Origin of the sequence: Geothermobacter hydrogeniphilus (genome assembly GCF_002093115.1) — a bacterium.
Taxonomy (GTDB): Bacteria; Desulfobacterota; Desulfuromonadia; order Desulfuromonadales; family Geothermobacteraceae; genus Geothermobacter_A; species Geothermobacter_A hydrogeniphilus.
In genome coordinates, this window is the sequence record NZ_NAAD01000014.1 from 88748 (window position 1) to 101280 (window position 12533).

The 12533-nt window shown below is 58.6% G+C and carries 12 protein-coding genes and 1 tRNA gene; 8 read left to right on the forward strand and 5 right to left on the reverse strand.

Translation table 11 applies throughout. The features are described 5' to 3' along the window. Window positions 1-111: 111 nt before the first annotated feature. The 7 genes from nifD (at window position 112) to B5V00_RS11705 (ending at window position 6188) form a co-directional block, all read left to right on the forward strand. On the forward strand, window positions 112-1554 hold the full coding sequence (nifD, locus tag B5V00_RS11675) for a nitrogenase molybdenum-iron protein alpha chain (RefSeq protein ID WP_085010978.1): 1443 nt from the start codon (window positions 112-114) through the stop codon (window positions 1552-1554). A 139-nt stretch (window positions 1555-1693) separates the two neighbouring features. Next, window positions 1694-3160, forward strand: a complete 1467-nt coding sequence (gene nifK, locus B5V00_RS11680; RefSeq protein ID WP_085010979.1) for a nitrogenase molybdenum-iron protein subunit beta — start codon at window positions 1694-1696, stop codon at window positions 3158-3160. 84 nt (window positions 3161-3244) lie between these two features. After that, window positions 3245-3625 (forward strand): nitrogen fixation protein NifX, encoded by a 381-nt coding sequence (gene nifX, locus B5V00_RS11685; protein ID WP_085010980.1) that lies wholly within the window; start codon window positions 3245-3247, stop codon window positions 3623-3625. Between the two features lie 92 nt (window positions 3626-3717). Then, on the forward strand, window positions 3718-3987 hold the full coding sequence (fdxB, locus tag B5V00_RS11690; RefSeq protein ID WP_085010981.1) for a ferredoxin III, nif-specific: 270 nt from the start codon (window positions 3718-3720) through the stop codon (window positions 3985-3987). 21 nt (window positions 3988-4008) lie between these two features. Beyond that, window positions 4009-4365: a NifB/NifX family molybdenum-iron cluster-binding protein gene (locus B5V00_RS11695; protein WP_085010982.1), complete on the forward strand. Its 357-nt coding sequence runs from the start codon at window positions 4009-4011 to the stop codon at window positions 4363-4365. Window positions 4366-4534: 169 nt separating this feature from the next. Next, window positions 4535-5410: a radical SAM protein gene (locus tag B5V00_RS11700; protein WP_085010983.1), complete on the forward strand. Its 876-nt coding sequence runs from the start codon at window positions 4535-4537 to the stop codon at window positions 5408-5410. 40 nt (window positions 5411-5450) lie between these two features. Then, entirely contained in the window at window positions 5451-6188 is a 738-nt protein-coding gene (locus B5V00_RS11705) for a sulfite exporter TauE/SafE family protein (RefSeq protein ID WP_085010984.1), read from the forward strand. Window positions 6189-6257: 69 nt separating this feature from the next. Here B5V00_RS11705 and B5V00_RS11710 read toward each other — a convergent pair whose 3' ends face one another. Genes B5V00_RS11710 through nifE form a run of 3 tightly spaced genes read right to left on the reverse strand, consistent with a single transcriptional unit; the run spans window position 6258 to window position 9919 of the window. After that, on the reverse strand, window positions 6258-7244 hold the full coding sequence (locus tag B5V00_RS11710) for a nitrogen fixation protein NifQ (RefSeq protein WP_085010985.1): 987 nt from the start codon (window positions 7242-7244) through the stop codon (window positions 6258-6260). Between the two features lie 45 nt (window positions 7245-7289). Next, entirely contained in the window at window positions 7290-8579 is a 1290-nt protein-coding gene (gene nifN / locus B5V00_RS11715; protein WP_085010986.1) for a nitrogenase iron-molybdenum cofactor biosynthesis protein NifN, read from the reverse strand. Further along, a complete protein-coding gene (nifE, locus tag B5V00_RS11720) occupies window positions 8567-9919 on the reverse strand; it encodes a nitrogenase iron-molybdenum cofactor biosynthesis protein NifE (RefSeq protein WP_085010987.1) in 1353 nt (450 codons plus the stop codon). Before nifE ends, nifN begins: the two co-directional genes overlap by 13 nt. Window positions 9920-10589: 670 nt before the next feature. Here nifE and nifV point away from each other — a divergent pair. After that, complete coding sequence (gene nifV / locus B5V00_RS11725) at window positions 10590-11735, forward strand: homocitrate synthase (RefSeq protein ID WP_085010988.1); 1146 nt, start codon at window positions 10590-10592, stop codon at window positions 11733-11735. 210 nt (window positions 11736-11945) lie between these two features. Here nifV and B5V00_RS11730 read toward each other — a convergent pair. Both B5V00_RS11730 and dksA read right to left on the reverse strand, forming a co-directional pair. Continuing rightward, a tRNA-Ala gene (locus tag B5V00_RS11730) sits at window positions 11946-12021 on the reverse strand. Window positions 12022-12113: 92 nt separating this feature from the next. Continuing rightward, complete coding sequence (gene dksA, locus B5V00_RS11735) at window positions 12114-12470, reverse strand: RNA polymerase-binding protein DksA (RefSeq protein WP_085010989.1); 357 nt, start codon at window positions 12468-12470, stop codon at window positions 12114-12116. Window positions 12471-12533: the final 63 nt, after the last annotated feature.

The following is a 12533-nucleotide window of genomic DNA, read 5'->3' on the forward strand; positions in this document are numbered from 1 at the left end:
ATTCGGAAAGAACTTGTCCGCCTGGGCATGTGCCAAGTTCGATAAAAGATCCGGGTTTTGTCCAGTGCCCAGTGCCTGATGCCCAGAGCCCGATGCGACAAAGGAGCATCCATGTCAGAACGTAAGCCCATCAAGGGCATGAGCAAAGCAAGAACCGAGAAGCTGATCAAGAAAACCCTGGCCGAAATGCCGGAGAAGGCGGCCAAGAAGCGTGCCCCGCACTTTGTTGCCAATGAACCGAGTGCTTCGACCTGCGCCGTCAGGTCGAACAAGAAGGTCGTTCCCGGGGTCATGAGTCAGCGTGGCTGCGCCTATGCCGGTGCCAAGGGGGTGGTCTGGGGACCGATCCGCGACGTGGTGCATGTCAGTCACGGCCCGGTCGGCTGCGGCATGTACAGCTGGGGGACGCGGCGCAACCTGATGCAGGGCAAGCCGGGAGTCACCTCCTTCCCCTACAACTTCACTTCCGATTTCCAGGAGCGCGATATTGTCTACGGCGGCGACAAAAAACTGATGAAGCTGCTGCGCGAGGCCAACGAGCTCTTCCCGCTCAACAAGGGGTTGTCGGTGCTCTCCGAATGTCCGGTCGGCCTGATCGGTGACGACATCAATGCCGTTGCCAGGGAGATGGAGAAGGAGTTCGGAAAACTGGTCATCCCCTGCAACTGTGAGGGCTTCCGCGGGGTTTCCCAGTCGCTGGGGCACCACATTTCCAATGACTCGATTCGTGACTTCGTCATCGGCAAACACAAGTACGACGAGGAGCCCGGCCCTTATGACGTGGCACTGATCGGCGACTACAACATCGGCGGCGACGTCTGGGCGGCCAAGCCGATCCTTGAAGAGATAGGCCTCAATATCAAGAGCGTCTGGACCGGCGACGGCGAGATCGAGAAGATCGCCGCTACCAACAGCGTCAAACTCAACCTGATCCACTGCTACCGCTCGATGAACTACATGTGCAAGGTGATGGAGGAGAAATGGAACATCCCCTGGCTGGAGTACAACTTCTTCGGCCCGACCAAGATCGAGTCCAGCCTGCGCGCCATTGGCGAGCTGTTTGACGACAAGATCAAAAAAAACGTCGAGAAAGTGATCAGGAAATACCGCAAAGAGATGGACGAGGTGATCGCCAGGTACAAACCACGCCTCGAAGGCAAAACCGCGATGCTCTTCGTCGGCGGGCTGCGCCCGCGCCACACCATCGGCGCCTACGAGGATCTCGGCATCCAGATCACGGGTGCCGGCTACGAATTCGCTCACCAGGACGACTATGACCGCACCGGCCCGGAAATGGCCAGGGACACGATCATTTACGATGATGTCTCTGAGTTCGAGCTGGAGAAGTTCGTCGACGAGTTCAAGCCCGACCTGATCGGCAGCGGAATCAAGGAGAAGTATGTCTTCCAGAAAGCCGGCATCCCTTTCCGCCAGATGCATAGCTGGGACTACTCGGGCCCCTATCACGGCTACGAAGGATTCAAGATCTTTGCCCGCGATATCGACATGGCGATCAACTCGCCGACCTGGGACCTGGTGAAAAGTCCGTTTTAAGCAAAAGCATTCTCACGCGGAGTTCGCAGAGTCCGCAAAGTCTTAAACCAGGGCAAATCATTCAGGTTTTCTTGAGCACTTGACGGACTTATGTGAGCAAAGCGAACGGGCACGAGACCGATTTTAAAGGAGATACCCCATGAATGCAGAAGCAGCAGTTGCAAAACCGATGACCACCCACAGCCCCGAGGAGATCGAGCGGGTCGCGGAGTGGATCAATACCGAAGAATACAAGGAGAAGAATTTCGCCCGTGAAGCGCTGGTGGTCAACCCGGCGCACATGTGCCAGCCGCTCGGCGCGCAGATGGTCGCCCATGGCTTTGAGAAGACCATGCCTTTTATTCATGGTTCCCAGGGCTGCGTCTCCTACTTCCGTTCCACCTTCACCCGCCACTTCCGCGAGCCGGCGTCGGCCGCGGCCGACGCCATGACCGAGGACGGCGCGGTGTTCGGCGGCCAGGCCAACTTCTTCGAGGGGGTCGAGAACACCATTGCCCTTTACAAGCCGAAAATGCTGGCGATCTACACCACCTGCATGCCCGAAGTCATCGGCGATGACCTTAACGCCTACGTCAAGAACGCCCGCGCCAGGGATTTGATCCCCGAGGGATTGCCGACCCCGTACGCCAACACACCCAGTTTCAACGGCAGTCATATCCATGGCTACGATGCCATGCTCAAAAACATCCTGCAGTACCTGACCGAGGGCAAAAAAGTCGCGGGCAAATGCACCGGAAAGCTGAACCTCATCCCCGGCTTCGACGGCAACACCGCCAACCTGCGCGAGTACAAACGCTACTGCGAGCTGATGGAGATTCCCTGCACCATGCTGGCCGACATCAGCGAGACCTTCGACTCGGTCTGTGACGGCACCTATCGTCCCTACCCAGGGGGGACGAAACTGGAAGACACCGCCGAATCGATCAACGGCAAGGCAACGATCTCGCTGCAGAAGTATTCGACCAGCACGACGATGAAGTTCATCAGCGCCGAGTTCGCGGGCGAGAGTCTGACGATGCCGATGCCCTTCGGCATCAAGGCGACCGACGCCTTCCTGCTGAAACTTTCCGAACTGTTCGACAAGCCGGTTCCGGAGGCACTCAAGGCCGAGCGCGGCCGCGCCGTCGATGCCATCACCGATGGGCACCAGTACATCCACGGCAAGAAGTTCGCCGTCGTCGGAGATCCCGATTACCTGCTCGGCATCGTCACCTTCCTGCTCGAAACGGGTGCGATTCCGAAACACATTGTCTGCTCGCGAGCGACCAAGAAATTTCAGCAGGAGATACAGGCGCTGCTTGACTCTTCCCCCTTCGGCGAGGGCTGCGGCATCTACATCAACAAGGACCTCTGGCACCTGCGCAGCCTGCTGATGACCGATCCCTGCGACGCGATCATCGGCGACACTCACGCCAAGTGGGCGGCACGGGACGCCAAGATTCCGCTGTTCCGCGTCGGCATGCCGATCCTCGATCGCATCAACCTGCACCGCACCCCGATCATCGGCTACAACGGCGCGATCAACCTGCTGACGCAAATTGCCAACAAGTTCCTCGATATCAAGGATGAGACATGTGAGGACCCGTGGTTCGAAATGATGCGCTGAGGCCCAAGGCCTCAGCCAGGAGTCTACATGGCCAGGAACCGCAGACTGAACCTGGTCCGTAGCAAGACAAGGCCAGGAGAATTTATGAAAGTCGCATTCGCCAGTACCGACAAAGTCCATATCAACGAACACTTCGGCAAGGCAAAGGAATTCTATCTCTGGGAGATCGGGCCCGACGCCGCCGAGTTTACCGGCATCCTGCAGGTCGACGAGGGGGACGGGGATGCAGATGACCGCATCGAAGCACGCAGCGCGGCTCTGGCCGATTGCGCCCTGGTCTACGTCGGCCAGATCGGCGGCCCGGCAGCGGCGCGGCTGGTGGCAAAGAAGATTCATCCCCTGAAGAGCAAGACCGCCGAGCCGATTACGGAAGTGGTGACCAGGCTGCAGGAAGTGCTACGGGGGAGTCCGCCGCCATGGCTGCGCAAGGCGATGATGAAAAATGCAGGGGCGGCCAAGGGCTAAGGGCTCAATGGTCAAAGGAAAACAAACCCGGCAAGGAGTTGATCGGTTTTTACCCTTAGCCCTAAGCCCTTAGCCGATTTAAGGAGTTAACCATGGCATTTCTGACCGCAACGACCAAGGGGGGAGCCTCCTGGACCCCGGCTTTCATCGAAGAGATCGACCACGAGAAGTGCATCGGCTGCGGCCGCTGCTTCAAGGCCTGCGCGCGCAAGGTACTCGGACCGGAAGACCTGGTCGACGAAGAGAGTGATTCGATCCGCATGGTGATGAGCGTGGTCAACGGGGACAACTGCAGCGGCTGCGCCGCCTGCGCCTCGACCTGCCCCAAGGGCTGCTTCACCCTCAAACCGCTGGAAGCATAAAAATTTCAAAGGAGTTTTGTCATGCTCATCGCAGTTGCATCGAAAAGCGGTACCGTGGTCGACCAGCACTTCGGCCATGCAGAACGTTTCCTGATCTACGATTACGGTGGCGGCAACCCCGCGCCGGTAAAAGAGGTTCAAGTTGATAAATACTGCTCCCATGATCCGAATCACCCGTTTCGCCATCCGCAGTTCAACACCATCGTCAGCGCGTTGCAAGGCTGCGAGGCAGTGGTGACAGCGATGATCGGCGAGTTGCCGAAACAGGAGCTGCAGAAGCTCGGGCTCACGCCGATTGTCACATCGGAACCCATTTCAGTCGCCTTGAAGGGGGCGCATGATGCGGTCTCTGGGTCGTTGTTGAAGACAGATGAATGATGCCATGGCCTATGGCTGGGTGGTGCAGCCCTCATGGAGTTGAAGCTCCCGATTTTTTAAGATCTTACGCAATACGGCACAAAGTGGTGCCGATGCTGAATTTGGCAATGACGCCCTGAAGAGAAATCTCTTCGGGGCTTATTTTTAACCCAGAAAAGGAGCAGGGCTCATGGCTAGCGGTTGCCCGATGATGCAAGCAAAAACCGAACACCCCTGTTTTGGCGGCGACCACGGCAAGGCGGGACGCATTCACCTGCCGGTCGCACCGGGCTGTAACATCAAGTGCGGTTTCTGTGAACGCAGGTTCGACTGCGCCAACGAGAGCCGCCCCGGCGTCACCAGCAGGATCCTCACTCCCGAGCAGGCCGTCGCGCGGGTGCGCCTGATCAGGCGTCACATGGCCATGCAGGGTGGCGTCCATCTCAAGGTGGTCGGCATCGCTGGCCCAGGCGATCCGCTGGCCAACCAGAAGACCTTTGAGACGTTCAGACTGGTGCGCGAGGCCTTCCCCGAGATGACCTTGTGCCTATCAACCAATGGGCTGCTCCTTGAAGAGAAGATGCCGCAGATTGTCGAGGCCGACATCCACAGCCTGACCATCACCATCAATGCCCTGACTCCGGCCACCGGCGCCAGGATCTACGAGTGGATCCGCCACGGCGGCCGGCACTATGGCGGCGAGACCGGCGCGGCGATCCTGCTCGAACGGCAGCTCTGCGGACTGGAGGCGGCAGCCGGAGCGGGACTGAGGATCAAGATCAACCACGTCTACATCCCCGGCATCAATGACCACGAGACCCTTGACCTGGCGGTGGAAGTGCGCAACCTCGGCGCGCAAGTGATGAATATCATGCCGGTGATCCCGGTTGGGCTGTTCAGGGATGTCGAGCCCCCCTCCGATGCGACCATGGAGATGGTACGCAACCAGGCCGAGCTGATCCTCTCGCAGGCGCGCCACTGCAAGCAGTGCCGGGCTGATGCTGCCGGTCTGGTCGGACAGGATATCGACGTGGAGAGGCTGGAAAAAAAACGGCTGGCCTACTGAAATCTCTGAATTATCCTTTTACTGAAAAGAGGAGAAGAGAATGACACCCGAACTGATTCCGTTTCTGGCCGTTTCAATCTTTGTCGTCGCGAGCCTGTACGCCGGTGTCGGTCATGGAGGAGCCTCAGGTTACCTGGCGATCATGGCGCTGTTCAGCCTGCAGCCTGAAACCCTGAAACCGACCGCGTTGATCCTCAACATCGTTGTCGCCGGTGTCGGAACCTACCTGTATTGCAGCGCCGGACAATTCTCCTGGCGGGCGTTCTGGCCGTTTGTCGTGACCTCGATTCCGGCCAGTTTCATGGGCGGCTATTTCAGCCTGCCGCCGGAATTCTACCGCCCGGCGCTCGGCATGGTGCTGTTTTTCGCCGCCTGGCGGTTGTTCGTGCGCAAGGATCGCAAGGACGACCTGGCAGCGCCGCCTGCCGTTTTTGTCGCAATGACGGTCGGTGCGGTCCTCGGTTTCGCGTCCGGGCTGATCGGGGTCGGCGGCGGAATTTTCCTCAGCCCGCTGATGATCCTGCTTGGATGGGCGCGGGTTCGCGAAGTGTCGGGCATCGCCGCCCTGTTCATCCTGGTGAACTCGGTATCGGGCCTGCTCGGACACCTGAGCAGTCTGCAGCACGTGCCGGACTACGCCCCCCTGCTGGCGGGTGTGGCGCTGCTGGGCGGAACCATCGGCGCGCTCTGCGGAAGCCGCCATCTGCCTGTAAGAACGATCCTCAAGGCGATGTCATTGATGCTGGTGATGGCAGGAGGGAAGATGTTCCTGATTTAAGCAGGCGGAGGAAAAAGAGGAAGAGGGAAAAGGATTGGCAGACCAAACGGCCAAGCCCCTGAATCCTTTTTATTCGTCGAAACAGAGGGAATAGTCACTGCAGTCGCCACAGACCGGCGACTTGCACATTACCCCGCCGTTCAGATCACAGACCTGCTTGAACAGGTAGCGTTTCCAACGCATGCCCTTGTCGTTGGCCGCCAGCAGAGACGGCAGGTGACGGCCGATGGCCGCGCTCAGCTGCGGACGCTCAAACAACCCCATGGCGATCCAGAGGTGCCCTGGATGCACAGCGCGGGCGACAAGAATATCGGCCAACCAGGCCGCAACCTCGGGGTCGGGGCTCATCGTAACGTGTTCCTGCAGTAGCTCACGAATCTCAGGGTTGATCTCCGGCAGCCGGGGGGCGCCGGCACTCCATGACTTCGCCTGCCACCCGCATGCGGGGAAGAAACGCCGCACCAGAAAATCGAATTCTTGTGCCGGGAGCCCCAAAGCCGCATGGATCGCGGCCGCTTCGCTGTCTGCAACCGCCAGCAGGCAGGCGAAGAGGTGCCTGTCCTCCACAGCACAGCCATTCGGGTTTGCACTGGCCATCAGGGTGCGATAGGTCGGGTTGTTCACATTGATTTTCGGACCATGCTCTTCTGTCGGATCATGCACTATCGCAACCCTCCTCCTGGCATGGACACTGCTGGCGGCCGCGCGCAAGGCCTTGACGGCCAGGTCGGCACAATAATCACGCTCCCTGGGCATGCCGCCGAGTTGTTGATCAATCACACGGGCCGACCAGCTTTCCAGTTCAGCGAGTGACAGTCCTTCACCCAGCTCCGCCGCGGCCGCGCAAGCCGCCATGGTATAGCCGCAGCCGAAGACCTGGTAACGGATCGTATCAACCCGCTCCCCAGCGCACTTCAACATGAAGCGCACCGCCAGCTTGCGCCCGGCCTCCCCTGCCCCCAGCCCGACCTCGCCAATCCCGTCCGGCTGCTCCAGCACCCCGGCATGGCTGTCATCAATCGCATATTTGAGAATGGTTTCGCTGTATCCGTACATTTCCAATTCCCTTTTCACCCCTGCGGCTCTGGGTGAGGCTTCCTCTCAGACGGTTTTTCCGCGCATTTCCTCTGCGACGTTGGCCGTCTCATAAAGAAAATACGCTCCCCCTTCATAGAGCAGATCGTTCTTCAGCGGGTTGCCGACCTCCTCCCAGTTGGGGAAGCCACGCAGCACCAGGCCCTTGCGCAGCCGGTGTGCCAGGGCCTTGCAATGGCAATTACCGACGATCAGGTCATACTCGTCAGCCGCCGCCTCGGCATCTTCCAGGTCACCGACGAGAACCCTTTTGGCCCATATTTTTTCCAGTTGCGGCGAATCGACACTCGAAACAGCCAGAGTCACCCGCCCGCCCGCATCATGAAGAATTCTACAGGTACCGGCCAGTTGGTCCGGCTCACCGACCACCAGAATACGGGTCTGGCCGAGGGAGAAATGGCTGTCGAGCATCGCATCCTGCAGGCGCTGACGCCAGCGTTCAACCTTGGGCGTGACACCATTGAAACCTGTTTCGGCCAGCAGCAGTTCGACCAGGCTGTCGCTCGCTTCCAGTCCCTGCAGGTGCGAAAAGTGGTGATGCCGCATACCCGCATTCTTCTGCAGCAGAACCTTGGCGCTTTCCCGCATAGATTCACCGACGCTGATCACCAGCCCGGCATTCCCCAGGGCCTTGATCTCCTCAACCGAAATACCGCCGCTCGAAAGCGCGGTCTGTTTTTCACCCAGGTGGCCGTCGAGGGAGGTCGACAGGTCGGGCAGGGCCAATACGTTGAAGCCGAAGCTCTCAATCAGCTCCTTGATTCTCTCGACCTCGATCGGCGTCAGGCTGACATGGGGCAACAACACCAGCTTGTTATCATTGACCGTCGCGGCCGGAGCGACCAGTTGTTCGATCAGGGCCTTGCAGGTCAATGCCCAGCCCGACTCGAAGCCGCCCTCGTAGTCGGGCGTATTGACATAGACCAGCGGGAAATCGGCTTTTGATGCGACCCCTCTGAGGTCATCCCCCCTGGTTTCGGGCAGGCCGGTGGTATGCAGGCCGATTAAACTCGGACTGGTCTTTTTACAGATATTTTTGACCGACTCGACAATGCTGTAGCCACCGCCATCAAGGACCGCCAGTGCGTCGGTCACCGCCGTGGTCTGAATCGCGATCGGTTCACAGAAGTGGCGGGTAAAGAAGACCTTGGTGAAGCTGGTGCAGCCCTGGGCCCCGTGCATCAGCGGCATACAGCGATCGACACCGGAAAACGCCAGGGTCGCACCCATCGGCTGACTCAGCTTGACAGGATTCACCTGCAGCGGCTTGTCTCTTTTGCGGGTTACTTCTGCCATGGTGCCCTCCGCGCGACCAGCTTGAAGACCGGGTTTTCGAGTGCGTTCTTCAGATCTTCGGCCAGGTTGAGCAGCCCGTCGTAGCCGCCGTAACTCTTCTTTTTCTCCTGGTTGACATCGGCGAAGGCAATCCCCTTCTTGATCGCGGTGTAGAGCGAGCGGCCTCCGGCCAACAGCAGGTGAGCACCCTTCTCATCGATCAGCCGGGCCTGCTCTACGCCGGGGTTCATCATCAACACCCCCTTCTCACCCAGGTATTCGCGAGCTCTGGCTCGATCATCCCCGGTCGCCTTCTTGACCGCCGTCGCCACCACCTCGAGCCCCAGGTCCTGCAGTGCCGCGGCGATCGACCAGGTCTTGTTGCCGCCGGTGTTGAGAACCGCTTTCTTGTCGGCGAAGACATCACGGTAGGGTTTGAGCCTCTCTTCGAGCCTGGCCTCCTCATAAGCAACCAGCTTTTTGGTGCGCGCGACCAGCCCTGGATCACCCAGCGCCCTAGCGATGGCCAACAGTCCCTTGCTCGTATCGCGCTTGCCGTAAAAGGAGAGGGAGATCGACGGGATGCCGTACTGCTCGTGCATCTTGCGCGTCAGCGATACCAGCGACTTGGCGCAGACGATGACGTTCAGCTTCGCGCGGTGGGCACAGCGGATATCCTTGATCCTCCCGTCACCGGAAAGGGTCGCAAGCACCCGGATGCCGAGTTTGTCGAGCAGGTGCCTGTACTGCCACATGTCGCCGGTAACGTTGTATTCGCCGATCAGGTTGATATCAAAAGGTGTGGTGGTCTCAGGCTCCAGGGTGCCGACAAGGTGCTGCAGCGCCGCTTCACCGCCGAGACGACTGCCGAGGTTCTTGCTGCCAACGAAGCCGGGCGCATGCACCGGCACCATCGGTATGCCATGCTTCTCTGCACCCTGCCTGCAGATGAAGTCGATGTCGTCGCCGATCATCGCGGTGACGCAGGTCGAATACACGAAGACCGCTGTGGGAGCATAATGCGCCATGATGTAGTCGATCGCTTTGACCAGTTTCTCTTCACCACTGAAAATCACGTCATTGAGGCTGACATCGGTGGTAAAACCCATCCGGGTCAGGTCGCGGCCCGGCCAGGTCGTTTTCGTTGCGCGGGTCTCCCAGGATGAACCGAGGCAGGTGATCGGCCCGTGGACCAGGTGCGCTGCGTCGGCGTAGGGAAAGAGGGATATCTGTGCCCCCTCGAAGGCACAGCCGCCGGTGGTCGCACCGGGCCTGGGCGCGTTGCAGGCCTGCTTCTTCGTTTTATTGTACTCGCAGGCGCTCTCATCGAGCAGGTCTTTGATTTTGGGTTTGGATGACACGATAAAGTCTCCACTGAGAAGTAGATTTCCATCGCGTCTTTGGGAAGGGTCTTGGGTGGCCACGCCACTGTGGCTATGCTTGTCTAGGAGTCTGTCGGACTATCCATAGACTGGCTGCAAATCCGTGCGTTCGGCCCATATCCCAGCTCCATTTTGCCCCATAGCCACTGCTATGAGGCTGCAATTGAGCCGAAATCTGTGCTCAAACGCCCGAATTTTCGCTTCAGCCTGTATAGTCCGACAGTCTCCTAGAGCATCAGCTATGCCAGGTCGGCAGGATGGTGTTTTCAACCTGTTGCGGCATGTTCCCGACGGATTCAGGTTATTGTGCAGGCAGTGGTCCGGTCGTCTGCATTATTTTTAGGCAATATCAACGCAGCAATTCACTCAAAAGCCACCGGGCCCGCAAGACATGAAGAAGGCACGCCTTTTGCGTACTGGAGGTAGAATCCATCCCGGCAGCGTCGCCGGAAATGTGGCAAAGTCGCCCCGCTCACCTGACCAAGGTGTGCGGGGCTTTTGCGTCTTAGCGGTAAATTTGTCCCTGAATCAGTGAGCTTATCACCGGCGAACCTATGGGTGCGCCTCAGATTTTTGAAAAGTCAGGCCAAGCACTGGCACTCTTCATCCGGCATAAACCCGCTGATTCAGGTTATCGAACGGGGTCGACATGAAAGCCGAATTCCATCCGGATATCATCATAGATGACACCACCCTGCGAGACGGGGAGCAGACTGCCGGGGTGGTCTTCTCGCGTGCGGAAAAACTGCAAATCGCGCGCACGCTGGATGAGATCGGTGTCGGTGAGCTTGAGTGCGGCATCCCGGCGATGGGCAAGGAAGAACAGGCTGATGTACGCGCCCTGGTTGATCTGGGATTGAACGCGCGGGTGATCACCTGGAACCGGGCGCTTAAGTCCGATATTCAGGCCTCGTTGGACACCGGCGTCAGCGCCGTCGATATCTCCCTGTCTGTCTCCGATATTCATATCGCCTTGAAACTGCGCAAGAATCGTGACTGGGTGGTGGAACAACTGAAAACAGCCATCGGCTTCGCCAAGGCGCATGATCTTTATGTCTCGGTCGGCGCCGAAGACGCCAGCCGTGCCGATCCGCAGTTCCTGGTCAAACTGCTGAAGATCGCCAAGGCAGAAGGGGCCGATCGCCTGCGTTACTGCGACACCTTGGGCGTACTTGATCCATTCACCACCTATGAACGAATTCGGTTCCTGCGCCAACGGGTCAATTTGCCGCTCGAGATCCATACCCACAATGACCTCGGCATGGCGACCGCCAACGCGATCGCCGGGTTGCGCGCTGGAGCCCGGATTGTCAATGTCACGGTCAACGGACTGGGAGAACGCGCCGGCAATGCGGCACTTGAAGAGGTGGTGATGGGACTTAAGCACATCTGTGGCATCGACTCCGGTATCGATGCCAGTCGTTTGGTCGAATTGTCAAAATTGGTCGGTGTTGCCAGCAACAGACCCGTGCCGGGCTGCAAGGCGGTGGTTGGGGAAAGGGTTTTTTTTCACGAGTCAGGTCTGCACACCGATGGAGTCCTCAAAAACCCGTGCAACTACGAAGGGTTCGACCCAGCCGAAGTTGGGCTCAAGCGGCGTCTTGTGTTGGGCAAACATAGTGGCCGAAAGGGTTTGGCGCACAATCTTGAAGAACTGGGCCTTGACCCTCGACGGTTTGACCTTGACCTGCTTCTTCAGCAAATCCGCCATCAGGTTCAGGTGCGTCAACATCCACTGGAGAATATTGAGCTGAAAAAGCTTTGTCTCGAGCAAGGTCAAGCGATAGAGGGATGAAGCAACTTTTGCGCGGAACAGGGAATAGATAAAGATTGGGGTGGGACAACGCGTTGTGAGGGGAGCAAATCAAAAAGCATCCCTCAAAGAGCAGTAAAAGACACGCACAAAATTTATTACCTGGCACCCATCTTGGCACCCGCAGAAAGAAATCTGCAGAAGTTACAAGAAAAAGGGTCAGCCAAAATCGGCTAACCCTTTGTTTTTTCTTGGTGGAGCTGAGCGGGCTCGAACCGCCGACCTACGCGTTGCGAACGCGTCGCTCTCCCAGCTGAGCTACAGCCCCGTAAAAGCGGTGCTACCTTAACCAAAGGCGGCGTCTTTGTCAACAGAGCCGGGACCGCCTCCGAGGCGGGGGAAAACGAAGAGAGCCGGCGGTCAACCGATCTTTTCCTGGCGTTCCTGTTCGGTCTTGCATTCAATACACAGGGTCGCCACCGGACGGGCTTTCAGACGTCCCTCGCCGATCTCCTCTCCGCAACTTTCGCAGAGCCCGAACTCACCATCCTCGATCCGCTCCAGGGCCTCGCGAATCTTGTTCGCCAGCTTGCGTTCACGATCGCGAATCCGCAGCTCGAAGTTGCGATCCGATTCCAGTGCAGCCCGGTCGGTCGGATCGGGGAAGTTTTCCTTTTCATCGGTCATTTCGGCCACGGTCCCGCCGGCGGCACGCTGGATATCGTCCAGCTGCCCCTGCAGGATCTGGCGGAATTCGTCCAGTTTCGCCTTCTCCATAAGACCTCCTCGGTGGACCCGGAACAAAACCTGAGTCAGAGAGACAAAAGTAAATGAAATCGC